The sequence below is a fragment of the Tateyamaria sp. ANG-S1 genome (assembly GCF_000814025.1).
Taxonomy (GTDB): Bacteria; Pseudomonadota; Alphaproteobacteria; order Rhodobacterales; family Rhodobacteraceae; genus Tateyamaria.
In genome coordinates, this window is the sequence record NZ_JWLL01000006.1 from 705,812 (window position 1) to 728,127 (window position 22,316).

A 22,316-nucleotide genomic window follows, 5' to 3' on the forward strand; every position below is an offset into this window, starting at 1 on the left:
GGTGCGGCACGTCTTTCTGCATATGATTGCCATCGGCCTGCTCTTGGCCGCTCTGACCGGCCACGCGCATGCCCAGGCAGAACCCGATGTCTCCTCGACCGAGGCGCCGGCTGCCGTCCTCGTCGCGGATGACATAGAGGTCACGCGCGACCGTCGCCTGATTGCCCGCGGTAATGTCGAGGCGTTTCAGGGCACCACCCGACTGAGTGCACAGGCCATCGAATACAATCCCGATACAGGTGCACTGACGATCACAGGCCCGATCGTGATCGAAGATGGCGAGGGCGTGCTGATCCTGGCCAGCCAGGCGGAATTGAGCGAAGACCTCGAAAACGGCCTCCTGACCGGCGCGCGGCTCGTGCTCAATGACCAGCTGCAACTCGCATCCGTCCAGATGAACCGGGTCGGCGGCCGGTACACGCAGCTTTACAAGACCGCCGTCACGTCCTGCCGCATTTGCGAAGGAGATCCGCGCCCACCGCTGTGGCAAATCCGGGCCAAGCGGGTCATCCACGATCAGGAAGAGCGTCAGCTCTATTTCGACGGGGCACAGTTGAGGGTGCTGAACACACCGATCTTCTATCTGCCACGGCTGCGCCTGCCCGACCCGACGCTTGCCCGCGCGACAGGCGTGCTGTTTCCGCAAATTCGCTTCAACTCGCGCCTCGGCACCGGTCTGGCCGTGCCCTACTTCTTCAGATTGGGCGATCACCGCGATCTCACCCTCACCCCCTACTTTTCAAGCGGCACGCGCACGCTTGAATTCCGCTACCGGCAAGCCTTCCGGCGCGGCAGAATCATCGTCGAGGGTGCTTATTCAGACGACGACCTGCAGCCCGATGACACGCGCGGCTACATCTTTGCGGCGGGTGAGTTCGCGCTGCGTCGCGACTTCGTTCTCGAATTCGACATCGAATCCGTATCGGACGATGCTTATCTCAATGACTACGGCCTATTTGGCAAAGACCGGCTCGACAGTTCGATCCAGTTGACCCGCACACGCAGGGACGAGTTCATCCGGCTGTCCTACGTGAACTTCAAATCCCTGCGAGACAGCGAGGATGACGATCTACTGCCGTCGGACGTTGTCGACGCGCTATATGAGCGGCGCTTTCATCCCGGCCGCATCGGGGGCGAGATACGTTTGGCAGCCGAGGCCCATGCCCATGAGCGTCCATCGAAGGTGGATTTCGATGCCGATGGCGACGGGTTCGTAGACGGCACCGATGTGCTGCGTTTCAGTTTCGATGCGGAATGGCTGCGCAGTATGCAGTTCGGCGGCCTTCAGGTGCAATCCACCCTTGGTCTGGCCGCAGATGTCATCCGCGTAAGTGACGACGCGACCTTTGGCAGTGGCGACAGCGGGCTTGCGCCCAAGGCCGGGATCACCCTGCGCTACCCGCTGGTGCGGCGCGGCAACAACGGTGTGCGGCAATTCTTCGAACCCATCGCACAGCTTTCATGGACCGGCGGTGACGGGCTGTTTGTGCCGAATGACGAAAGCACGCGGGTGGAATTTGACGAAGGCAACCTGCTGTCGCTCAGCCGCTTTCCATCCGAGGACCGGCGCGAACGTGGGTGGGCACTCGCCTATGGCGGCACATGGGCGCGGCTGGATCCCGACGGTTGGTCGGCAAGCCTGACACTGGCCCAGATCCTGCGCGAAGAGGAACAGGTTAATTTTAACGACACCTCAGGCCTGTCCGGCACCACGTCGGACTTCCTGTTGGCCGGCCAGGTCGAGCTTGAAAGCGGGCTGGCACTGTCCGGACGGACGTTGTTCAACGAAAACTTTGACGTCTCCAAAGCCGAGGTGCGCGGCGCGTGGAGCGGAAACAGGCTGCGCGTCGGCGGCAGCTATGTCTGGATATCCGAAGACCCGGCCATTGATCTCGAATCCAATATTGGCGAGGTCACCTTTGACGGTGGTTTCACGATCGACCGGTTCTGGACCGCAAACGCGACCTGGCGCTACGATCTAGAGGAAGGGCGCGCAGCCACCGCAGGCGCTGGGATCGCCTATACTAACGAATGCGTCAGCGTAGGCCTGTCAGTCAATCGCACCTTCGCAGACTCGACAACCCTTGAGCCCTCCACCAGTCTGGGGTTAACAGTGTCCTTGCGTGGATTTTCGGTGAATACCGGAGAGCGCGTCGAAGCACGATCATGCGGAAAGCAGGCAAGATGAGCGGTAAGACATTTCGGCAAACGTTGGTTGCAACATGCGCCCTGATCCTGTCCACGGCGCAGGCACCGGCGCAGGGACTATTCGACCCCGTGGCACAAGTTGATCAGCGCACGATCACAGAGTTCGAGGTGCAGCAGCGCCAGCGATTCCTGCGCGTTCTCGGGGCGAGCGGCGGCAGCCGCAGCGAAGTGATCGAAGAATTGATCCGCGACCGACTGCGCGAGGCGGAAACCCGCGCTGTTGGCATCATTTTGGGACCGGACGAACTGGCCGCAGGTCTGGCCGAATTTGCAGGCCGCGCGGACCTGAGCACCGAAGAATTCATTCAAGGCATCGCCAGCGAAGGCATTGCCGAAGAAACCTTCCGCGATTTCGTCAATATCCAGCTTGTCTGGCGCGACTATATCCGCGCGCGCTTTGGCAGCCGCGTCAGCATTGACGAGCGCGAGATTGATCGCGCCGTCCAATCCACCCGCGGCAACTCCGGCATCGAGGTGCTGGTGTCCGAGATCATCATCCCTGCCCCGCCGCAAGAGGCCGAGCAAGTGCTTGAGCAAGCCGAAATCATTGCCCAGACCACCTCCGAGGCAGAGTTTTCGAGCTTTGCTCGCCAGTTTTCCGCAACCGCATCCCGCGATGCAGGTGGTCGTCTGCCCTGGACCCCAATCTCCGAACTACCGCCTGTCCTCCGCCCGCTGCTGCTGGCGCTTGGACCGGGCGATGTGACCGCGCCTTTGCAGATCCCGAATGCCGTGGCGCTGTTCCAGTTGCGCGACATTCGCGAGACCGAAGCGCCGCAACAAACCTTCTCTGCCATCGAGTACGCCGCCTACTACATCAATGGCGGCCGAACGCCCGAGGCGCTGTCGCGCGCCCAGTCGATTGCAGCGCGCGTGGACCGTTGCGACGACCTATATGGTATCGCTCAAGGTCAGGACCCGTCGGTTCTGGATCGCGGCAGCCTGCCGCCGGATGAGATCCCGAATGACATCGCGATTGAGTTGTCCAAGCTGGACCCCGGCGAGGTGTCGACGACGCTGACACGCGCCAACGGGAATACGCTTGTCTTCCTGATGCTGTGCGGCCGGACCCCAGCGCTTGAAGAAGATCAGGAAGTTGATCGCGGTGCCGTTGCAACCCAACTGCGCAACCAGCGTCTGAATGCGTTTTCCGAGACTTTGCTGGCCGAACTGCGCGCAGAAGCCGACGTGCGCATTCTCGAATGACCGCAAAGCCCGTCGCCATCTGCTGTGGCGAACCGGCGGGCATCGGCCCGGAAATCGCGGCCAAGGCATGGGCGGCACTGCGCCGTGAGGTTCCGATGGTTTGGCTGGGCGACCCCCGCCATCTGCCGGAAGACACGCCATGGACAGAAATCGCCGACTGCACCGAAGCCACGGCAGGCGATGCCCTGCCCGTTCTGCGCCACGAGTTTCCGTCGCCTGCAACTCCGGGCACCCCGACACTTGAGAACGCCCAAGGCGTGATCGACGTGATCGCGCGCGCGGTCGAACTGGTCACGCGCGGAGATGCGGCAGCGCTCTGCACCGCGCCGATCCACAAGAAAGTTCTCATGGACGGTGCTGGTTTCGCCTATCCCGGTCACACCGAATATTTGGAGGCGCTGACGGGCGCGCCGCGCGCCGTCATGATGCTTGCCTCGGACGCGCTGCGCGTGGTCCCCACAACAATCCACATCGCGCTTGAAGAGGTGCCCATAGCCCTAACACCCAAGCTGTTGCGTAACACAATTGAAATCACCGCAGCCGCACTGCGCGAGCAATTCCACTTGCCCGCCCCCCGTATCGCGGTGGCGGGGCTGAACCCCCATGCGGGCGAAGGGGGCGCAATGGGCCGGCAGGAATTGGACTGGATCGGGGACCTGATTGCTGAGATGGCGGCAGACGGCCTTGAGGTTAGCGGCCCCTGGCCGGCTGACACTATGTTTCATGCTGCCGCGCGCGCCCGCTATGACGCGGCGATCTGCATGTACCACGATCAGGCTCTGATCCCGATCAAAACGCTGGATTTCGACCGCGGCGTAAACGTGACACTCGGCTTGCCAATCATCCGCACCTCGCCCGATCACGGCACCGCCTTTGACATTGCAGGGCGCGACATCGCCAACCCCACAAGCATGATCGAAGCGATCCGTCTGGCCCACAAGATGGCGCAAGGTGCATGAGTGCGATTGACGATCTGCCCCCGCTGCGCGAGGTGATCGCGACCCACGGGCTAAGCGCACGCAAAGCGCTGGGGCAGAACTTTCTTCTGGACCTCAACCTGACGGCCAAGATCGCGCGGCAAGCCGGTGAGCTGAGCGGATCGGATGTGCTCGAGATCGGCCCGGGCCCCGGTGGTCTGACCCGGGGGCTTCTGTCCGAAGGCGCGCGCAAGGTACTCGCCATCGAAAAGGACGCGCGCTGCCTGCCCGCACTGGCCGAGATTGGCGACCGCTATCCAGGCCGCTTGCAAGTGATTGAGGGCGACGCGCTCGACATTGATCCGCTGGCGCATCTGACCCCGCCCATCCGGGTGGCGGCGAACCTGCCCTACAATGTGGGGACCGAATTGTTGGTACGCTGGCTCACGCCGCCGACATGGCCGCCGTTCTGGCAGTCGCTGACGCTGATGTTCCAGCGCGAAGTGGCGGAGCGTATTGTGGCGCAGCCTGGATCGAAAGCCTATGGCCGCTTGGCCGTATTGGCGCAATGGCGCGCCGATGCGCGGATCGTGATGTCTCTGCCCCCTGGCGCGTTCACGCCGCCGCCCAAGGTCTCAAGCGCGGTGGTCCACATCACCGCCCTGCCCAAGCCGAGGTTCGAGGCGGACGCCTCCGTGCTCAGCCGCGTCGTGGCTGCCGCGTTCAATCAACGGCGTAAGATGCTGCGGGCTGCTTTGAAAGGCACGGCAACGGACATCGAAGATCGGTTGAGGGCTGCCGGGATCAAACCGACAGACCGGGCCGAGCAGGTCCCGCTGGAAGGGTTCTGCGCCCTCGCCCGCGAAGTCGCCAAGGGCTAAACGAAAAAGGGCGTGCCGATGGCACGCCCGTGTTCTGCGATGCAAAGCTGTTACTCTGCGGCCTCCGGGGCGGTTCCGTCTGCTTCGGGCTGAGGGACGGTTTCGGGTTGTGGGGCCTCGGCTTCAGCTTTGGGCTTACGCGACCGGCTGCGGGTCGTTTTTGGCTTGGGCTTCGGCTGGCTTTCCGGCGTTTCAACCAGACCGCTGTCGCCTTCGTTTTCTACCACATCGGGCTGCGGAGCCTGGGCGGGATCGGCGGCATTGGCTTCCTGCTCTTGGCGGGCGGCGCGCTCACGATCACGTTCGGCCTGGCGTTCACGGTTCTGGCGGTCCTGCTCTTCGCGACGGGCTTCGATCTCTCGCTGCGCTTCGGCAAGCATGCGCAGATAGTGTTCCGCGTGTTGCTGGAAGTTCTCGGTCGCGACCCGGTCACCGGACAGCTGCGCATCACGGGCCAGCTGGTTGTATTTGTCGATGATCTGCTGCGGTGTGCCGCGCACCTTGCCCTCGGGGCCGGAACTGTCGAACACGCGGTTGACGACGTTGCCGCCACCGCCGGAATTGCGGTTGCGGTTGCTCTTGGACCGGGACCGTGATCTCGAAGACTTCATGGATGTGTTCAGCTCTCTGGCAAAATACTTTGAGATCGCCTGCGCCGCATCAGCCTGGTTGCGTGTCACAGTCTCTTGGCGATCTTGTGGATGGGACGCTGCTGCATGACCAAGGCCGCGCGGTCTGCGTCTGCAACTGAATATGCACGCTCAGCACCGGACGACAAGAGTTAATGGGGCATTTTCGACACTTTTTGGACCACTCACGCCGGATTCCGCGCAAGAACGACACGGTCACGCCCATCAAGGTCCGGCAGCACGTCAACTGTACCCCACCCACCGCTTTCGAAAATGGCGCGCACATCCGGGCCCTGTTGCCAACCGATCTCGCACAGCACGCGGCCTTGCGCAGTCAAATAGCTGCCCGCCTCGTCGGCAATAGTGCGATATGCGGTCAAGCCATCGCCTTCGTCTGTCAACGCCATGCGCGGTTCATGGTCCCGCAACTCCGGCGCAATCTCTTCCATCTCGAAGGCAGACAGATAGGGCGGGTTCGCAACGATCAGATCAAAGCGCCCCTCAACCGGGTCGAACCAGTCACCCTGCCGGATCGTCGCGCGCGCGGCCACGTCATGCAGCACCGCATTGGCCGAGGCTTGCAGGCACGCAGCCTCTGACAGATCGACGCCAACGCCCTGCGCCTCAGTCCGTTCAGCCAAGAGCGTGATCAGCAGGCAACCCGATCCAATGCCCAGATCAAGAACGCGCCCGAAATCTTCGGTCAGTGCCGCTTCGATGAGCGTTTCGCTCTCGGGCCGCGGGTCCAGCACATCCGAGCTGACCTTGAAAGCGCGCCCATAAAACTCGCGCTGTCCGATCAGATGACTCACCGGCACACGGACCGCACGTAGCGCAATCAAGTGATCGTAACGGTCGGCAATGTCGGGGGCGATGTCTTCGGGCGCGATCAGCGTCACGCGGGCGGCGTCTACTTGTGCCGCATGGGCCAGCAAAACCCGCGCGTCGCGCGCTGGGTCCGGCACACCTGCCGCGCGCAGTCGCGCAGTGGCCGCCACCATAGCCTGCGCTGCGGTCGTCACGTGCCCATCTCTGCCATCAGTCGCGCCTGTGCATCCGCAGTCAGCGCATCAATCACCTGGTCCAGATCGCCCTGCATCACCTGATCCAGCTTGTAGAGCGTCAGGTTGATCCGATGATCCGTCATGCGCCCCTGCGGAAAGTTGTAGGTACGGATGCGCTCAGACCGGTCGCCTGATCCCACCTGTGCCGCCCGGTCGGCGGAACGTTCGCTGTCCACCCGGTTGCGTTCCAGATCATAAAGCCGCGCGCGCAGCACTTGCATGGCGATCTCGCGGTTGCGGTGCTGCGACTTCTCACTGCTGGTCACCACGATACCTGTGGGCAGGTGCGTGATCCGTACGGCACTGTCGGTGGTGTTCACATGCTGCCCGCCCGCACCGGAGGCACGCATGGTGTCGATGCGGATGTCCTGTTGCGAGATGTCGATGTCGACATCCTCGGCCTCCGGCAGCACCGCCACCGTGGCGGCGGACGTATGGATGCGCCCCCCGCTTTCGGTCGTCGGCACCCGCTGCACGCGGTGCACACCACTTTCATACTTCATCCGGGCAAAGACATTGTCGCCGGTGATATGGGCCACGACCTCCTTGATCCCACCCAATTCCGTGGCCTGCTCCTCGACGACATCCAGCTTCCAACCACGCCCCTCGGCATAGCGTTGGTACATACGCAGCAGGTCGCCCGCAAAGAGCGCCGCTTCATCGCCTCCAGTACCCGGCCGGATTTCAAGCATGGCGGGCTTGGCATCGGCCGCATCCTTAGGCAACAGCGCGATTTGCAGCGCCGCCTCGGCCTCGGGCAAGGCCGCCTTGAGCTGCGGCAATTCCTCTTGGGCCAGTTCCGCCATGTCCGGATCGGACAGCATGGCCTCGGCCTCTTCCATGTCGGCCACGATCTGCTGATAGGCGTTGATCTGGTCCACGACAGGCTTGAGGTCGGAATACTCCTTGGCCAGCGCGGCAATGTCGCCGGACCCGTCGGCCATGGCAGCCTCAAGGTACTGAAAGCGCTGGGTGATCTGCAAAAGGCGGTCTTGGGGGATCATAACGCCGGTTTGATCCAAGCCTGACTATTGGTCAAGGGGCGGTCTGTGCTATACTCGCCATCATGCTACGCAACACATTGATTTTTCTGGCGATGGCAAGTCCTGCACTGGCGGATGTGACATCGCCCTCGGGCAAAACGGTCGAATGCTACTGCACCGACAAGGCTGGTAGCAGGATCGAGTTGGGTCAAACCATCTGCTTGCAGGTGGACGGCAGGATGTTCATGGCGCAATGCCAGATGTCGCTGAACTCGCCCATGTGGCGCGAGGTGCAGGAAGGGTGTATGAGCTCATCCCTCCTGGACGGCCCCCAGCAACCGCTCCAGTCTCTCGCGGTTGACGCCCAGATCTGACCGGCCAAAGCGCAGCCGGGCATGCATCTTGAGCGTCCCATCATTGTGCTCGACGGTGGTGTAGTCGGGAAAGCCGATCCATTTCGACCGGGTCACATAAGTGATGCGCCCCTCCGCGACTGACCCGGCGATAACGCGGGTCCTTGGTAGGTCGCGGGCAGCAGCATCCACACGGGCCAAAGCCTCGGGTGCCGCCTCGATCACGCGGATTGCGCCGCCCGCCATGTTCTGGCTGTTGGTCTCTGCAATGGGCTGATGCCAACGCGCCGCATCCGTCGGCGCACGGCGCACGAAAGCCAGCAATCCAAGAACCAAAACACAAGTGACCACAAAGAGATACATCACAAACCTCATCCCGCGCCCCTCACTTAGCCAGATAAACCGCCGCCGGAGGCTCTCGCAATCTTAACGATAGGTCACGCCCGGAAGGACGCATAACAGTTCGTATAAGATGTTCGCCCCGGTCAGCGCCGTGTTTCCCGATGTATCGTAGGGCGGCGAGACTTCAACCAGGTCGCACCCCACAATGTTGAGACCACGCAGCGCCCGGATGAATTGCAACGCCTGCGGGGTTGTCAGTCCGCCGATCTCCGGCGTCCCGGTGCCGGGGGCAAAGGCAGGATCAAGACTGTCGATATCATAGCTGACATATGTCGGTGCATCGCCAATATCACGCCGGATCTCCGCTCCCAACTGGCTCAGGCTGCGGCCCCACAATTCAGAGGCGGGGAAATGTTGAAAGCCCCAGCCCTGCGCTTCCGTAAAGTCCTCTGCCGAATACCCGGTGCCGCGCAGCCCGACCTGATACACTTTCGCAGGCTGAAGAAGCCCCTCTTCATATGCGCGCCGGAACACCGTGCCGTGGGTCTCTTTCTCGCCGAACATCTCATCATTGACGTCGGCATGCGCGTCCACATGAACCATCGCCACCGGCCCATGCCGTTTGGCCATGGCCCGCAGGATAGGTAAGGTGATGGAATGATCACCGCCGATGGCCAGCGGAACGGCATCAAAGTCGAGGATCGCCTCGTAACTCTCTGCAATGATGCGGAGACTTTCGGCCAGTGAGAACGTATTGATCGCCAGATCACCGATATCGGCCACCTGCAGACTGTCAAAGGGTGCGGCCCCCGTCGCAAGGTTATAGGGCCGGATCATCGCGGACTCGCTGCGCACCTGCTTGGGCCCGAACCGCGTGCCCGAACGCCATGACGTGCCAATGTCCATGGGCACGCCCAGCACGGCGGCATCCAGCTTTTGCAACTCGTTCGAAAACGGCAGACGCATGAATGTGTTGGGCCCGGAGAACCGGGCCAGATCATTGCCGCTAATCGGCTGATTCCTAGGCGCCACCGCGCATCCTCCATCCCAGAAGCTGACAAATCTCGGTTGCCACATGGGCACCTGCGATGGCCGTTGCCCCGGTCGTATCGAAGGGGGGCGATACCTCGACCACGTCACCGCCCTGAATGTTGATGCCAGCCAAACCGCGCAGCAAAGCCGCGGCCTGCGCGGAACTCAGGCCGCCCCAGACCGGCGTACCCGTGCCGGGGGCAAAGGCCGGATCAAGCCCGTCAATGTCGAAACTCAGGTAAACGGGCCGGTCGCCGACAATCTCGCGCACACGCGCCGCCGCCGCTTCCGGTCCAATCTTATGAAATTCCGGCGCGTCAATGATATTAACGCCCAGCGTATCCTCATTCGTGGTCCGTATCCCAATCTGGACCGATGTAGCAGGGTCCACGATGCCGGACTTCACTGCCTTGTAAAACATCGTGCCGTGATCCACGCGGGACATGTCATCGTCTGCCCATGTGTCCGTGTGCGCGTCGATCTGGATCAGCGACATGGACCCGTACTTTTCGGCATAGGCTCTGAGGATAGGGAACGAGATGTAGTGATCCCCTCCCAACACGACGCTTGCCGTGCCTGCCTCCAGTATCCCCCGGATATGCGCTGTCAGCGTATCGGGAAACGCGGGAATGTCGGCATAATCAAACGCCACATCGCCATAGTCGACGATGACCCGCTCGCTCACCACGTCAAAGGGCCAGCCATAAGGCGCATCAGGTGCCAGCAGGGACGACGCCTCGCGGATCGCGCGCGGGCCCAGCCGGGTGCCGGGTCGGTTGGTCACTGCCTGATCAAAGGGCACACCCGTTACGGCAATGTCGACGCCCGTCAGATCCTTGGTATAGCGCCGCCGCAGAAACGATGTCGCCCCGCCAAAGGTCAACTCATAGGACGGCCCCCGTGGATCGTCGCGGGTAAAGGCATGATCCATCTGATGTTTCGCGTCTTCCAACGCCATCCCACGTCCCTCTTCTCTGGTTCCAAAATCCCGGGATGATGCGACGCGCGGCAGGTCAGCGCCCCTTACCGCAACGGCTGCGCCGTCTCGACCAAACGGGCAAAGAACGACGCCCCAATCGGCGCAATCTCATCATTGAAATTGAACTCGGGGTGATGAACGCCGACGCCCTCGCCCTGCCCCAGCATCAGGTAAGCGCCCGGTCGCGCCTCAAGCATATAGGAAAAATCCTCTGCTCCCATGACGGGTTCCACATCGGCATCAACGCCAGCCTCCCCAGAGACCTCTGCTGCCACGCGGGCCGCAAAAGCCGCCTTGTCATCGTCATTCACAGTCGGAGGATAACCAAACTCGAACTCCAGCCGCCCCACGCAGCCATAGGTAGCAGCGGTGCCCGCAACAATCTCCTCCATCCGGCGCACCACCATGGCCTGCACATCCTTGGAAAAGGTGCGCACGGTCCCGTTGATGTAAGCGCTTTCAGGGATGACATTGTCAGTCGTGCCGGTATGGATCTGGGTCGTTGAGATGACCAGTTGTTCCATCGGATGGTGATTGCGGCTGACGATGGTCTGCAGCGCGGTCACGACAGCGCACGCGGCAACCACTGGATCCACACAATCATAGGGGCGTGCACCATGCCCCCCCTTGCCAGTGACATGAATGTGGAATGTGTCCGCCGCCGCCATGATGGGACCCGGGCGGGTGTGAAACTTGCCGATATCTTTGCCCGGCGAATTGTGGATCGCATAGACCTCGCCAATGTCGAAACGGTCCATGATGCCCTCCTGCACCATGACCTCACCGCCGCCGCCATCTTCCTCGGCGGGTTGAAAGATCAGCGCGACCCGCCCAGCAAAGTTCCGCGTCTCGGCCAAGTACTTTGCAGCACCAAGCAGCATCGCTGTATGTCCGTCATGCCCGCAGGCGTGCATCTTGCCGGGATGGGTCGACGCGTACGGCACGCCGGTCTGCTCCTCGATTGGCAGTGCATCGAAATCCGCGCGCAGGCCAATGGTCGGCCCCTCGCCCTGTCCGTTGATGATCGCCACGACGCCGGTCTGCGCGATCTCTCCATGCACCTCGTCCACACCAATCTCCGCCAGCCGTTCCAGGATAAAGGCAGACGTCTTGGGGCAATCAAACGACAGTTCCGGGATCGAATGCAGATGCTGGCGCCATGCGGCCATGTCGGGGGCAAGATCGCCGATGCGGTTGATGATGGGCATGGGTGGACTCCGGGCGCTGGGATACGTCACATGTCAGCAAACCTGAAACCGGCGGGGGCTGCAATGGGCGACAACCTGATCCATGACCAAAACGCAGGGATAGAGCGCCTGCTTGAAATCATGCGCCGCCTGCGCGATCCCGACACCGGCTGCCCCTGGGATGTCGAACAGACCTTCCAGACCATCGCGCCATACACGATTGAGGAAGCGTATGAGGTTGCAGATGCCATTGAACGGCAGGACTGGACCGAGCTGGAAGGCGAATTGGGCGACCTACTGCTGCAATCGGTCTACCACACCGCCATTGGTGAAGAGGCTGGACATTTCAGCTTTCAATCCGTCGTCACCAACATCTCGAACAAGATGGTGGACCGGCACCCGCATGTGTTTGGCGACGAATCCCGCGACAAAAGCGCCGAACAGCAAACCCGCGACTGGGAAGCGATCAAGGCCGCAGAGCGCGCGGGCAAAGCGCAGAAAGGCGCGCTTGATGGTGTTGCGATGAATCTGCCTGCACTCTTGCGCGCGGTGAAGCTGCAAAAGCGCGCCGCCCGCGTGGGCTTTGACTGGCCCGAAACCGCGCAAGTGATCGACAAGATCAAAGAGGAGGCCGCCGAACTGGTCGAGGCGCGCGATACCATGGGCCATGACGAGATGGTGGACGAAATGGGCGATCTGCTTTTTGTCGTCGCCAACCTCGCCCGACACCTTGGCGTAGAACCCGAGGAAGCGCTGCGGCGCACAAATGCAAAGTTCACCCGCCGTTTCAGCGCCGTGGAAACCGCGCTGGCCAAGGATGGCAAACGGCCGCAGGACAGCACATTAGAGGAAATGGACGCCCTCTGGGATGCCGTCAAGGCGCAGGAAAAGGCGAAACGAAGCTGATCTGCTGCATCCACTCGATCTGCTTGAGATCCGAGGCGTAACGTGCTGCTAATGCGGCCTTTTCCTTGCCAGAAAACACCGCAATGCCACGCGACTCCTTGTCATCCGCGTGGGCAGCGATGATGCCCGTCCAGGCGTCCCGTGACAGTTTTTTACCCGACCGGTAATGGCCCTGCAAAATCTCAAGCGCCGCATCTGTCGCGCTCTTGTTGACAACCCGCTCCGGCTCCACCAACCCATCACGTGGCAAGTTCGGCACCAAACGCTGCAGCAAGTCCACATTTGTGCCCCGCGCGCTATACGGCACGACGGTCATCCTGTCGGGCTGCAACGCCTCGTAGATTCCTTGCACCAATTCAGGCCATCCGCGATCAATATTGATGTAACCGTCGCGCACCTCATCGAAGTCGGGCATAGCATTGTCTTCCGCGCGTTTACGGTAAGCGGAAACAAAAAGCTGATCGTAAGGCCGAACCACCAACAGCACATGCGCAATCGGCCCATCCCACGCCGCGCGTAACGCCACGCAGCGCTGTTCCGCAAAGGGATAGAACTGGCCCTGCATGAAATTGTACATGCGGCCGGTGATGTTCTCTTCGGACAGGATGACAGGGCGGCCATCGCGATATGCGCTCAACGTGCCAGCGGCCTTCGCCGCCGCCGCCTTTTGATCGATCCGCCTGCCCGATGGCAGCCGCAGCGCCAACTCCCCAGACGGAATACCATCGCGCCCCGGATAGGCTGTGGTCCATCCCTGCTGATCCAAAAGCTGTCTATTTTCGTGCAAGCACAGCTGGAACGACGACGTTCCGGTGCGATGCGCACCAGCATGGATATAGATCGGGGCGTCGGCCATGTTGCTCGCCATTAGCGCAGCGCATCGGCCCCATGCAAGGTTTTGCGTATCTGCTTCCAGCGGTTCTGGACAAGGGGTGCCAAAGCGGCCACGGTGCGCCAAAACCTGAGGGGGCAGAATGACCGCGCGCAAGATCATCATCGACACCGATCCGGGACAGGATGACGCCGTCGCAATCCTGCTTGCCCTGGCCAGCCCTGAAGATGTCGAGGTGCTGGGTATCACCGCCGTCGCAGGCAACGTGCCGCTGGAACTCACAGCCAAGAATACACGTATTGTCTGTGAGTTGGCAGGCAAAGTTGATGTTCCAGTCTACGCCGGTTGCGACCGTCCGCTGGGCCGCGATCTGGTGACGGCAGAGCACGTGCACGGCAAAACCGGCCTCGATGGTCCGAACCTGCCCGACCCGACCATGCCGCTACAGGACCAGCACGGTGTCGACTTCATCATCGACATGTTGCGGAGCAATGAGCCCGGAACCGTCACCCTCTGCCCACTTGGCCCGCTCACCAACATCGCTACCGCGTTTCAGAAAGCACCCGATATTGTCGAACGCGTGCAGGAAGTCGTGCTTATGGGCGGTGCTTACTTCGAGGTTGGCAACATCACGCCCGCGGCCGAATTCAACATCTATGTCGATCCGGAAGCCGCTGATATTGTGTTTAAAAGCGGTGTTTCGATCGTGGTCATGCCTCTCGATGTTACGCACAAGGCCCTTGTGACCAAACCCCGCAATGACGCCTTCCGCGCACTTGGCACACCCGCTGGCATCGCCGTGGCGGAGATGACGGATTTCTTCGAACGCTACGACAAAGAAAAGTATGGCTCCGCCGGTGCGCCGCTGCACGACCCTTGCGTGACCGCCTACCTGATCCGCCCGGATCTGTTTTCCGGGCGGCATATCAATGTCGAGATCGAGACGTCGTCGGAACTGACAATGGGCATGACCGTGGCCGACTGGTGGGGGGTCACCGACCGCCCGACCAATGCGCTCTTTATCGGCGATCTGAATGCTGACGGCTTTTTCGACCTGCTCACTGAACGATTGGCCCGGTTGTGAGCGCGGCACTTACCCTGGCAACGCCCGAACACTTCGACAGGCTGAGCGCGCTTGTGGTTGCGTTTCACGCCGAAGAGGGCATCGAGATGTCCGATGAGGCGCGCGCCGCTGGCCTTAAACCCTTGCTCGACGGCATCCCGCACGGCGTCGCCTACCTGATCGGCCCGCCCCGCGCGCCCATCGGCTACATCGTCGTCACCTTCGGATGGTCCATTGAGTTCGGCGGCATGGATGGCTTTGTGGACGAGATTTTCATCCGCCCCGGCGTGCGCGGACGCGGCATCGCCACCGAAGTTCTGCTCGCCTTGCCCCGCGCGCTGGGAGAGGCGGGGGTCAAGGCCCTGCACCTTGAGGTTGGCGACGACAATAGCGTCGCACAGCGGCTCTATACCCGCGCCGGGTTCAAGCGGCGCGACGGCTACGCGCTGATGACCCGCACGTTGTAATGCAGTGGGCTAAATCGACCGCACCACGATGATCATCAGAAGGGTGTAGAGCGCCACACCCCCTCCAATCAGCCACACAGCGTAATTGCGCGCCAGTGAGGCCCGAGCCAGTTGCGAAGCCTGATAAACAAGGTCGGGCCACGTGTAGCTGACGAAATCTCCTTGGGTGAACACGGCCTTAATCCGCCCCTCCTGATCTACCACGGGCAATCGGCGAAACCGGTCGTTGGACATGATGCGCAGCCAGTCAACCACATCATCCGTTTCGAGCGCCACGCGCGGCTCATGGGTCATGATGTCTGTCAGTTGCGTTGTCTTGGGGTCCAACCCCGCATGCACCAGCTTACGCATCACATCCCGCTCAGTCATGACACCGACAACCCTGTCATCGGGATCCACGACAATGACCGAGCCAAAGTTCTTCTGGCACATCGCATCCACGGCCTCAGCCACCGATGCCTCGGGCGAAAAAGTGAGCGGTCTTGGTTTGTTTTCGTATTCCGGCCGGTCACGCAGCTGCATCCCGACACGATTTGAGGTGGCCATCGTCTCTCTCCAGTCTGAGTATTGTCTACATAACCATAGCCCGGATGCGTCGATCTCAACCTGTGCTTGGCATCCGGGCCGCCGCGCCCCTATATCCGGTGCATGAGCTTGCACATCCCCTTCGACAACAGTTACGCCACCCTACCTGCGGGGTTCTACACCCGGCTTGATCCCACGCCGGTCAAGCGTGCGGATGTGCTGGCATGGAACGCGCCGCTGGCGGCGGAATTGGGGATCGAAGGCACCGACCCTTCTGTCTTTGCGGGCACAACCGTGCCCGATGGCGCCGCCCCTCTGGCGCAGCTCTACGCGGGCCACCAATTCGGAAATTACAACCCGCAACTGGGTGACGGGCGCGCCATCCTGCTGGGCGAGGTGATCGACCAAACCGGTCAACGCCGCGACATCCAGCTCAAGGGCTCCGGGCCCACACCCTATTCCCGCATGGGCGACGGACGCGCCTGGCTGGGGCCGGTGCTGCGCGAATATGTGGTGAGCGAGGCGATGCACGCACTTGGAATCCCCACCACCCGCGCCCTTGCCGCAGTCGCCACCGGCGAGCCTGTCTACCGCGAGCAAGGTGCCTTGCCCGGTGCGGTTCTGACCCGGATCGCGGCCAGCCACCTGCGCGTGGGCACCTTCCAGATCTTCGCCCATCGCGGCCAGATCGACGAGTTACGCACCCTTACCGACTACGCCATCGCACGCCACCACCCGGATGCGGACGGCCCGATGGGACTGCTCAAAGCCGTGTGTGCCGCCCAATCGGAACTGGTTGCATCCTGGATGTCCGTCGGCTTCATCCACGGCGTCATGAACACCGACAATTGCACCATCTCGGGCGAAACCATCGACTACGGCCCCTGCGCCTTTATGGATGCCTATCACGAGGGGCGCGTATTCTCCTCCATCGACCAGATGGGGCGCTACGCCTTTGGCAACCAGCCGCGGATCGCAGTGTGGAATATGGCGCAACTGGCGACCGCACTGATCCAGCTTTTCGACGACAAAGAGCGCGCAGTCGAAGACGCGACCGCCATCGTCCACGCCATGCCCGGCCAACTCTCCATGGCATGGTTGCGCCGCTTCGGGGCCAAGATCGGTTTGAGCGCGCCCACAGCAGACGACCAGCCATTGATCGAGGATCTACTGACCCTCATGCAAACCGATGGCGCCGATTTCACCAACACATTCGCGCACCTGCACACCGATCAGGCACGCGACCAGTTCACGGACCGCGACGCCTTCGACGCGTGGGCCGCACGCTGGCGCGCCCGCTCCCCCGACATGGCGCTGATGAAACGCAAGAACCCACAGATCATCCCGCGCAACCACCGGATCGAAGCGATGATCGAAGCGGCGGTGGCCGGTGACATGGCCCCCTTTGAACGGCTGATGACAGCGCTCAGCACGCCTTTCGATTTGCCAGCGGATTTGGACGACCTGCGCCGCCCGCCCACGGACGCCGAAATTGTACCCGCCACCTTCTGCGGCACCTGATGCTGGGCGGAGGACACCTCCGCCTTACTTACGGTTGATCAGAACAAGCCCCACGGCCACCAGCCCAAGCGCCAGCCAGATCGTGCCCGAAATGTCTTCGCCCAGGATCACCCATCCCAGCACAACGGCAAAGACCGGCGACAGAAAGCTGAACGACGCCACTCCGGAGGCGGGATAAATCTTCATCAGAAAGAACCAGAACAGAAAGCCAAAGCTAGCGATAAACACGATCTGGTAGGCCAGCCCAAGCACGTGAATAGCCTCCAACTCGCGCAAGAGCGGGCCAAAGGCCGGCGCCAGCAGCAAGAGCACCGGGGCGGAAATCAGCAATTGCCAGAAGAGCTGCTGCTCTGCCGGGATGCGCGACAGGGATGTCACCCGCACGCACAGCGCGATACCGGCCCAGCACAGCGCCGCACCAAGGGCAAAGATGTCACCCAGCAGATTGCCCTGCCCCGCATCACGGTCGAGCAGCGCCAGAACGACGCCGCACATGGCAAAGCCCAGCCCGATCAGGCGCACGCCCGTCAGCCGCTCGCCCGGCAACAGGACATGCGCCGCCAGCGCCAGCCAGACGGGCATCGAGTAAAACAGGATCGATGTCCGCGCGACGCTGGTCAGGTCGAGGGCCAGAAACAGACAAATGAACTCGATGGCAAAGAGCAGCCCCGCGACAATGCCACCGACACGCCCCTCGACGGGCAGACGCAACGAAATACCCCGCGCCCACATCCACAGACCCAAGAGCACCAGCGCTCCCAGCGACCGCAGCCCCGCCATGAACACCGGCTGAAAGCCTCCGTTCGCCACCTTGATCACCACCTGATTGAACCCGAGGTTCAGCGAGAACAGCGTCAGCGCAACAGCGCCGATCAGGTCGATATGGGACTTCCGGGTCATCGGCGCAGAACGGCCCGTTTGTCGGTCAATGTCAATTGGCGCCCAACATTCCCCGCCGTTTGGGACGAGATTTATGCCAAGCTGCCGGTCAACGATTCCCCGGGAGGATGGAGGAGAGATCATGAGCTTGATGAAAACACTGGCCAAGGTGGCCATCGGCGTGGCCGTCGCCAAAGGTGCGAGCGCCATGATGCAGAAGCGGGCCGGTTCGACCGATACCGGAGCTGGCTTGGGCGGTCTGCTAGGCGGTTTGGCGGGCGGACAGTCCCAAGGCGGCGCTGGCCTACAAGATATGCTTGGCGGCCTCATGGGGGGATCGCAGGGCGCCTCCGGCGGCCTTGGCGGTCTGCTTGAGGGTCTTGGCGGCTCCGGTGGACAGGGTCAGAGCCTGCAAGGTCTGCTGGGCGGTCTTGCCGGTGGCGCGGGGGCTGCTGACCTGCTGGGTGCGCTTGGCGGTGCCGTCGTCCAGCGCCCTGCAGACAACGGCACAAGCTTCGGTCAGGTTCTGAATTCGAACTTCGACCAAACGCCAGAAGAGCCCATCGAACCCACCGCGGATCAGGAAGCTGCCGCCGCACTGATGCTGCGCGCGATGATCCAAGCCGCCAAATCCGACGGCCAGCTTGATAACGCGGAACAGGAAAAACTGATGGGCCAGCTTGGCGGCGACATCGACGCCCAAGAAGCCGCCTTTCTCAAGACCGAGATGCAGCGCTCCGTGGATGCACAGGCGCTTGCCAACGAGGTTCCAAATGGCATGGGACCGCAAGTCTATGCGATGTCCGTCCTCGCCATCGACCTCGATAGCCAAGCAGAGGCGCAGTATCTGCACAGGCTCGCGCAAGCGCTGAACATGGACGCGGCAACGGTCAACGACATCCACGCTCAATTGGGTATGCCATCGCTCTACACCTGATCGGCGCGGGCCGCGTTACGCGCGCGGCCCCTTGGGTTTCGGCTTCCGCCGCCGCCGGTTCGACGGTTTCGACGTCCCCGGCGCGCCAGGCCGCCCGCCGCCCGGTTTACCGGCGGGGCGTCCACGCCCCCTACCCCGACCGCCCGCAGGCTTGGCGTTGGGGTCCGGAACAGGCTCCCACGCGCGCCCCGATAGCACCGGAATGCTCAGCTTCATCACTTTTTGGATGTCCTTGAGCTGATCCATTTCCTCCGGCGCGCAGAACGCGACGGCAGAGCCATCCTTGCCCGCCCGCGCCGTCCGACCGATCCGGTGAACATAGGCTTCGGGCACGTTGGGCAGCTCATAGTTGTAGACGAACTTCACATCCGAAATATCAAGCCCACGCGCGGCTACATCCGTAGCCACCAGCACCCGAATGTCGCGCGCCTTGAACGCGGCCAAGGCCCGCTCACGCTGCCCCTGCCGCTTGTCCCCGTGGATCGCAGCGACGGCAAAGCCCTTCCGCTCCAACGCTCGCGCCAGCCTGTCAGCCCCATGCTTGGTGCGGGTGAACACCAGCGCGCGGTTTTCCCGGTGCGTATCCAGCAGCTCGATCAGCAAGGCCGACTTCTCCGCCTTCGCGATAAAATGCACCCCTTGGGTCACCTTGTCAGCGGCTTTGCCGGGCGGGTTCACCTCGACCCGGATCGGGTTCTGCAGATAGCTTTGTGCAATCTCGTTCATCTGCTTGGGCATGGTGGCGGAAAACAGCATGGTCTGCCGATCCTCGCCCATCAACTCCGCAATCTTGCGCAAGGCGTGGACAAAGCCCAGGTCGAGCATCTGGTCCGCCTCGTCCAGCACCAGAAAACCCGTATGCGCCAACTTGATCGCCTTGCGATCGACCAGATCCAAGAGGCGCCCCGGCGTCGCCACCAGAATGTCGGCGCCCTTTGCCAAACGCTGGATCTGCGGATTGATGCTGACCCCGCCCACGACGATCTGCACGCGCATGCTCGTCATCTCGCGCAGCACGGCTGCAATCTGCCCCGCCAACTCGCGCGTGGGGGCCAGGATCAGACCGCGGGCGGTCTTCGGGGCCGCCTTGCCCCCTTCCTCCATCAGCCGCGCGATCAGCGGGATGCCAAAGGCGGCCGTCTTACCGGTACCCGTCTGGGCCAGCCCCATCACATCGCGCCCGTTCAGCGCATGGGGGATCGCCTGCGCCTGAATCGGCGTCGGCTCGGCCAAACCCATCTCTGCCACGCGCTTGGCCAACGCATCGGGCAGGTTCATCATATCAAAATCGCTCATGGCCCCCAGTGAACCCATCCCACCCCAGCGTCAACCGCAATTGCCCCTGCCGGAAGCTTTCGATAAATGCAGGATCATGACTGCCAAACGCGCCACCATCACCGACCGCAGCGAAGCCAAGGGGCTGCGCATGACGCATCCACGCCGGGTGATTGCACAGGTGTTGGAGGCGTCCGACGACCACCCGGATGTCGAGGAACTTTACAACCGCGCCAGCGCTGTCGATTCGGGCATTTCCATCGCAACGGTCTACCGTACGGTGAAACTGTTCGAAGAGGCGGGGATCCTCGACAAGCTGGAATTCGGCGACGGCCGCGCCCGCTACGAAGACGCAGAACGCGAGCACCACGACCACCTGATCGACCTGAATTCGGGTGAGGTGATCGAGTTTGTGGATGAAGAGATCGAAGCCCTGCAGGAAAAGATCGCCGAAAAGCTGGGCTATGAACTGCGCGGGCATCGGCTGGAACTCTATGGTGTGCCGCGCAAGCGGTAACCGCATGAAAGGGGCCACATGGCCGACCGCGACCGCCCGCTGCTTGCCGTCCTGATCGACGCCGACAACGTGCCTGCCAAATTCGCTGACGCGGTGCTGCGCGAAGTGACGTCCATTGGCGAACCTGCCCTGCGCCGCGTCTATGGCGACTGGTCATCTGGTCGGCTGAAGGCCTGGTCCGAGCGTATTCTCGAACTCGGGCTCGTCGCCCATCAGGACACATCGAACACCACCGGAAAGAACGCCAGCGACATCGGGCTTGTTATCGACGCCATGGACATCCTGCACGGGCGGCGGTTCGGCGGGTTCGTCATCGTGTCTTCCGACAGCGACTTCACCGCCCTCGCCAACCGGCTGCGTGAAGACGGCCTAATGGTCATCGGCATCGGCGAGGCGAAAGCCCCCGAAGCCCTGCGCAACGTCTGCAACCGCTTCATCCTGATCGAAAACCTCGTGGGCGAAACCGAGCAGCCCAAGGGCCGCGCTGCGCCCAAAGACGCTCTGCCCTTGATCGAAAGCGCAATGAACAAGATCGACCAGGATGACGACTGGTACGCCTTGGGCCAGATTGGCCAGGCCATCCAGAACGCCCACCCCGACTTTGACACGCGCACATACGGGCACCGCAAATTATCGGCTCTGGTGCAGGCGCTCAAAGGGGTCGAGACACGCAAACAGGGCAATCAGCTGATGATGCGCCTCAAGCGGACGGGCTGATCACATGGACAATCTGCGCGGTGCAGCCATCATGGTGCTGGCGATGCTCGGCTTCGCCATCGAGGACGCTGTGATCAAATTCCTCGCAGGCGCCTTGCCGGTCGGTCAGGTGATCGGGTTTCTCGGGATCGGCGGCACGCTGGTCTTTGCCATCATCGCCCGAATGCAGGGACAACGCTTGTGGGACCGCGCGTTCCTCACGCCCGCGATCATGATCCGCAACCTGGCAGAGGTGGTCGGGCTGATCGGGTTCGTCACCGCCCTTGCGCTGATCCCGCTGTCCACCGCCTCCGCCATCCTGCAAGCCGCCCCCCTGCTGGTGACGCTCGGCGCTGCCGTGTTTTTGGGCGAGGATGTGGGCTGGCGCCGCTGGGCCGCGATCTTCGTCGGCTTCTTCGGCGTGATGCTGATCATCAAACCGGGCACTGCAGCCTTCGACTGGAAGCTGCTTTTCGCCGTAGTGGGCGTATTGGGCCTGGCCGCCCGCGATCTGGCCACTCGCCGAGTCCAGGCGAATGTCAGTTCGGTCCAACTGAGCTTCCTCGCCTTTCTGGTCGCCATCCCCGGCGCAGCGATTCTTCTGTATCTCGGCGGCGACCAGATCGTCGTACCAACCCAAGCGCAGCTTGGCCTGTTGCTTGCATCCGTGGCTATCGGATGCATCGCCTATTTCGGGATCACCGTAGCCATGCGCGTGGGTGAGATCAGCTTTGTCACCCCGTTCCGCTACTCGCGCATGGTTTTTGCGTTGATCCTTGGCATGCTCGTCTTCAACGAACGCCCCGACGCGCTCACACTGCTTGGCGCAGCCATCATCATTCTGTCCGGCCTTTATACATTGTGGCGCGAGCAGATCAGGAAATCACCCAATGCGGCGTAAAAGAACTTGTTGTTAG

At 62.2% G+C, this 22,316-nt stretch carries 24 protein-coding genes; 13 read left to right on the plus strand and 11 right to left on the minus strand.

Annotated elements, in window-relative coordinates; genetic code table 11:
• The first annotated feature begins 1 nt into the window (after nucleotide 1).
• The 4 genes from lptD to rsmA are packed head-to-tail and all read left to right on the plus strand — an operon-like array spanning nucleotide 2 to nucleotide 5,212.
• A complete protein-coding gene (lptD, locus tag RA29_RS14840) occupies nucleotides 2–2,188 on the plus strand; it encodes an LPS assembly protein LptD (protein WP_152613022.1) in 2,187 nt (728 codons plus the stop codon).
• Nucleotides 2,185–3,414: a peptidylprolyl isomerase gene (locus RA29_RS14845; RefSeq protein ID WP_039687852.1), complete on the plus strand. Its 1,230-nt coding sequence runs from the start codon at nucleotides 2,185–2,187 to the stop codon at nucleotides 3,412–3,414. Before lptD ends, RA29_RS14845 begins: the two co-directional genes overlap by 4 nt.
• Nucleotides 3,411–4,373 carry a 4-hydroxythreonine-4-phosphate dehydrogenase PdxA gene (pdxA, locus tag RA29_RS14850; RefSeq protein ID WP_039687186.1) on the plus strand — a complete coding sequence of 321 codons (963 nt, stop codon included), beginning with the start codon at nucleotides 3,411–3,413 and terminating at the stop codon, nucleotides 4,371–4,373. The genes RA29_RS14845 and pdxA overlap by 4 nt, the downstream gene beginning before the upstream one ends.
• Nucleotides 4,370–5,212, plus strand: a complete 843-nt coding sequence (gene rsmA / locus RA29_RS14855) for a 16S rRNA (adenine(1518)-N(6)/adenine(1519)-N(6))-dimethyltransferase RsmA (protein ID WP_039687188.1) — start codon at nucleotides 4,370–4,372, stop codon at nucleotides 5,210–5,212. Before pdxA ends, rsmA begins: the two co-directional genes overlap by 4 nt.
• Before the next feature lie 50 nt (nucleotides 5,213–5,262).
• Here rsmA and RA29_RS14860 read toward each other — a convergent pair whose 3' ends face one another.
• The 3 genes from RA29_RS14860 to prfA all read right to left on the minus strand — a co-directional run bounded on the left by RA29_RS14860 (nucleotide 5,263) and on the right by prfA (nucleotide 7,909).
• Nucleotides 5,263–5,823: a DUF4167 domain-containing protein gene (locus RA29_RS14860; RefSeq protein WP_039687190.1), complete on the minus strand. Its 561-nt coding sequence runs from the start codon at nucleotides 5,821–5,823 to the stop codon at nucleotides 5,263–5,265.
• A gap of 203 nt (nucleotides 5,824–6,026) precedes the next feature.
• Nucleotides 6,027–6,842, minus strand: a complete 816-nt coding sequence (gene prmC / locus RA29_RS14865; protein ID WP_039687192.1) for a peptide chain release factor N(5)-glutamine methyltransferase — start codon at nucleotides 6,840–6,842, stop codon at nucleotides 6,027–6,029.
• Between the two features lie 17 nt (nucleotides 6,843–6,859).
• Nucleotides 6,860–7,909: a peptide chain release factor 1 gene (gene prfA / locus RA29_RS14870; RefSeq protein WP_039687194.1), complete on the minus strand. Its 1,050-nt coding sequence runs from the start codon at nucleotides 7,907–7,909 to the stop codon at nucleotides 6,860–6,862.
• Between the two features lie 62 nt (nucleotides 7,910–7,971).
• On the opposite strand from prfA, the gene RA29_RS23610 reads away from it, so the two are divergent.
• A complete protein-coding gene (locus tag RA29_RS23610) occupies nucleotides 7,972–8,262 on the plus strand; it encodes a hypothetical protein (RefSeq protein ID WP_082029547.1) in 291 nt (96 codons plus the stop codon).
• On the opposite strand, the gene RA29_RS14875 is transcribed toward RA29_RS23610, so the two are convergent.
• The 4 genes from RA29_RS14875 to RA29_RS14890 all read right to left on the minus strand — a co-directional run bounded on the left by RA29_RS14875 (nucleotide 8,200) and on the right by RA29_RS14890 (nucleotide 11,802).
• A complete protein-coding gene (locus RA29_RS14875) occupies nucleotides 8,200–8,616 on the minus strand; it encodes a DUF1499 domain-containing protein (RefSeq protein ID WP_039687197.1) in 417 nt (138 codons plus the stop codon). The genes RA29_RS23610 and RA29_RS14875 overlap by 63 nt on opposite strands.
• A gap of 51 nt (nucleotides 8,617–8,667) precedes the next feature.
• The gene (speB, locus tag RA29_RS14880) at nucleotides 8,668–9,615 is read right to left on the minus strand and encodes an agmatinase (protein WP_039687199.1); all 948 of its coding nucleotides are present in this window, start codon (nucleotides 9,613–9,615) and stop codon (nucleotides 8,668–8,670) included.
• Entirely contained in the window at nucleotides 9,605–10,573 is a 969-nt protein-coding gene (gene speB / locus RA29_RS14885) for an agmatinase (RefSeq protein WP_039687202.1), read from the minus strand. The genes speB (RA29_RS14880) and speB (RA29_RS14885) overlap by 11 nt, the downstream gene beginning before the upstream one ends.
• A 65-nt stretch (nucleotides 10,574–10,638) precedes the next feature.
• Nucleotides 10,639–11,802 carry a M20 aminoacylase family protein gene (locus RA29_RS14890; protein ID WP_039687204.1) on the minus strand — a complete coding sequence of 388 codons (1,164 nt, stop codon included), beginning with the start codon at nucleotides 11,800–11,802 and terminating at the stop codon, nucleotides 10,639–10,641.
• 30 nt (nucleotides 11,803–11,832) lie between these two features.
• On the opposite strand from RA29_RS14890, the gene mazG reads away from it, so the two are divergent.
• A complete protein-coding gene (mazG, locus tag RA29_RS14895; protein ID WP_241462619.1) occupies nucleotides 11,833–12,687 on the plus strand; it encodes a nucleoside triphosphate pyrophosphohydrolase in 855 nt (284 codons plus the stop codon).
• On the opposite strand, the gene RA29_RS14900 is transcribed toward mazG, so the two are convergent.
• Nucleotides 12,656–13,543, minus strand: a complete 888-nt coding sequence (locus tag RA29_RS14900) for a hypothetical protein (RefSeq protein WP_152613024.1) — start codon at nucleotides 13,541–13,543, stop codon at nucleotides 12,656–12,658. The genes mazG and RA29_RS14900 overlap by 32 nt on opposite strands.
• A 118-nt stretch (nucleotides 13,544–13,661) precedes the next feature.
• Here RA29_RS14900 and RA29_RS14905 point away from each other — a divergent pair, with 118 nt between their 5' ends.
• Nucleotides 13,662–14,603 (plus strand): nucleoside hydrolase, encoded by a 942-nt coding sequence (locus RA29_RS14905; RefSeq protein ID WP_039687210.1) that lies wholly within the window; start codon nucleotides 13,662–13,664, stop codon nucleotides 14,601–14,603.
• The gene (locus RA29_RS14910; protein WP_039687212.1) at nucleotides 14,600–15,049 is read left to right on the plus strand and encodes a GNAT family N-acetyltransferase; all 450 of its coding nucleotides are present in this window, start codon (nucleotides 14,600–14,602) and stop codon (nucleotides 15,047–15,049) included. The genes RA29_RS14905 and RA29_RS14910 overlap by 4 nt, the downstream gene beginning before the upstream one ends.
• Before the next feature lie 9 nt (nucleotides 15,050–15,058).
• Here the strand turns inward: RA29_RS14910 and RA29_RS14915 are convergent, their stop codons facing one another.
• Nucleotides 15,059–15,595, minus strand: coding sequence for a CBS domain-containing protein (locus RA29_RS14915; protein ID WP_039687214.1), 537 nt, complete (start codon nucleotides 15,593–15,595; stop codon nucleotides 15,059–15,061).
• Nucleotides 15,596–15,697: 102 nt separating this feature from the next.
• Between RA29_RS14915 and RA29_RS14920 the strand changes: the two genes are divergently transcribed.
• On the plus strand, nucleotides 15,698–17,095 hold the full coding sequence (locus tag RA29_RS14920) for a YdiU family protein (RefSeq protein ID WP_039687216.1): 1,398 nt from the start codon (nucleotides 15,698–15,700) through the stop codon (nucleotides 17,093–17,095).
• Between the two features lie 24 nt (nucleotides 17,096–17,119).
• On the opposite strand, the gene RA29_RS14925 is transcribed toward RA29_RS14920, so the two are convergent.
• Nucleotides 17,120–17,995, minus strand: a complete 876-nt coding sequence (locus RA29_RS14925; protein WP_039687218.1) for a DMT family transporter — start codon at nucleotides 17,993–17,995, stop codon at nucleotides 17,120–17,122.
• A 121-nt stretch (nucleotides 17,996–18,116) separates the two neighbouring features.
• Here RA29_RS14925 and RA29_RS14930 point away from each other — a divergent pair, with 121 nt between their 5' ends.
• Nucleotides 18,117–18,911 carry a DUF533 domain-containing protein gene (locus RA29_RS14930; RefSeq protein WP_039687219.1) on the plus strand — a complete coding sequence of 265 codons (795 nt, stop codon included), beginning with the start codon at nucleotides 18,117–18,119 and terminating at the stop codon, nucleotides 18,909–18,911.
• 15 nt (nucleotides 18,912–18,926) lie between these two features.
• On the opposite strand, the gene RA29_RS14935 is transcribed toward RA29_RS14930, so the two are convergent.
• Nucleotides 18,927–20,207 (minus strand): DEAD/DEAH box helicase, encoded by a 1,281-nt coding sequence (locus RA29_RS14935; protein ID WP_039687854.1) that lies wholly within the window; start codon nucleotides 20,205–20,207, stop codon nucleotides 18,927–18,929.
• Between the two features lie 76 nt (nucleotides 20,208–20,283).
• On the opposite strand from RA29_RS14935, the gene RA29_RS14940 reads away from it, so the two are divergent.
• The 3 genes from RA29_RS14940 to RA29_RS14950 are packed head-to-tail and all read left to right on the plus strand — an operon-like array spanning nucleotide 20,284 to nucleotide 22,300.
• Entirely contained in the window at nucleotides 20,284–20,703 is a 420-nt protein-coding gene (locus tag RA29_RS14940; RefSeq protein WP_039687221.1) for a Fur family transcriptional regulator, read from the plus strand.
• Between the two features lie 18 nt (nucleotides 20,704–20,721).
• A complete protein-coding gene (locus RA29_RS14945; RefSeq protein ID WP_039687223.1) occupies nucleotides 20,722–21,420 on the plus strand; it encodes an NYN domain-containing protein in 699 nt (232 codons plus the stop codon).
• A gap of 4 nt (nucleotides 21,421–21,424) precedes the next feature.
• Nucleotides 21,425–22,300, plus strand: coding sequence for a DMT family transporter (locus tag RA29_RS14950; protein WP_039687225.1), 876 nt, complete (start codon nucleotides 21,425–21,427; stop codon nucleotides 22,298–22,300).
• Nucleotides 22,301–22,316 lie beyond the last annotated feature (16 nt).

Bases quoted from the DNA above. Each gene is read 5' to 3' on its own strand.
- rsmA (WP_039687188.1), top strand. From the start codon at position 4,370: ATGAGTGCGATTGACGATCTGCCCCCGCTGCGCGAGGTGATCGCGACC.
- RA29_RS14935 (WP_039687854.1), bottom strand. From the start codon at position 20,207: ATGAGCGATTTTGATATGATGAACCTGCCCGATGCGTTGGCCAAGCGC.
- RA29_RS14950 (WP_039687225.1), top strand. From the start codon at position 21,425: ATGGACAATCTGCGCGGTGCAGCCATCATGGTGCTGGCGATGCTCGGC.
- RA29_RS14920 (WP_039687216.1), top strand. From the start codon at position 15,698: ATGAGCTTGCACATCCCCTTCGACAACAGTTACGCCACCCTACCTGCG.
- RA29_RS14900 (WP_152613024.1), bottom strand. From the start codon at position 13,543: ATGGCCGACGCCCCGATCTATATCCATGCTGGTGCGCATCGCACCGGA.
- speB (WP_039687202.1), bottom strand. From the start codon at position 10,573: ATGGCGTTGGAAGACGCGAAACATCAGATGGATCATGCCTTTACCCGC.
- RA29_RS23610 (WP_082029547.1), top strand. From the start codon at position 7,972: ATGCTACGCAACACATTGATTTTTCTGGCGATGGCAAGTCCTGCACTG.
- RA29_RS14945 (WP_039687223.1), top strand. From the start codon at position 20,722: ATGGCCGACCGCGACCGCCCGCTGCTTGCCGTCCTGATCGACGCCGAC.
- RA29_RS14860 (WP_039687190.1), bottom strand. From the start codon at position 5,823: ATGAAGTCTTCGAGATCACGGTCCCGGTCCAAGAGCAACCGCAACCGC.
- prfA (WP_039687194.1), bottom strand. From the start codon at position 7,909: ATGATCCCCCAAGACCGCCTTTTGCAGATCACCCAGCGCTTTCAGTAC.
- prmC (WP_039687192.1), bottom strand. From the start codon at position 6,842: ATGGTGGCGGCCACTGCGCGACTGCGCGCGGCAGGTGTGCCGGACCCA.
- RA29_RS14915 (WP_039687214.1), bottom strand. From the start codon at position 15,595: ATGGCCACCTCAAATCGTGTCGGGATGCAGCTGCGTGACCGGCCGGAA.
- pdxA (WP_039687186.1), top strand. From the start codon at position 3,411: ATGACCGCAAAGCCCGTCGCCATCTGCTGTGGCGAACCGGCGGGCATC.
- RA29_RS14845 (WP_039687852.1), top strand. From the start codon at position 2,185: ATGAGCGGTAAGACATTTCGGCAAACGTTGGTTGCAACATGCGCCCTG.
- RA29_RS14925 (WP_039687218.1), bottom strand. From the start codon at position 17,995: ATGACCCGGAAGTCCCATATCGACCTGATCGGCGCTGTTGCGCTGACG.
- RA29_RS14940 (WP_039687221.1), top strand. From the start codon at position 20,284: ATGACTGCCAAACGCGCCACCATCACCGACCGCAGCGAAGCCAAGGGG.
- RA29_RS14875 (WP_039687197.1), bottom strand. From the start codon at position 8,616: ATGAGGTTTGTGATGTATCTCTTTGTGGTCACTTGTGTTTTGGTTCTT.
- RA29_RS14905 (WP_039687210.1), top strand. From the start codon at position 13,662: ATGACCGCGCGCAAGATCATCATCGACACCGATCCGGGACAGGATGAC.
- mazG (WP_241462619.1), top strand. From the start codon at position 11,833: ATGTCAGCAAACCTGAAACCGGCGGGGGCTGCAATGGGCGACAACCTG.
- RA29_RS14930 (WP_039687219.1), top strand. From the start codon at position 18,117: ATGAGCTTGATGAAAACACTGGCCAAGGTGGCCATCGGCGTGGCCGTC.
- RA29_RS14890 (WP_039687204.1), bottom strand. From the start codon at position 11,802: ATGCCCATCATCAACCGCATCGGCGATCTTGCCCCCGACATGGCCGCA.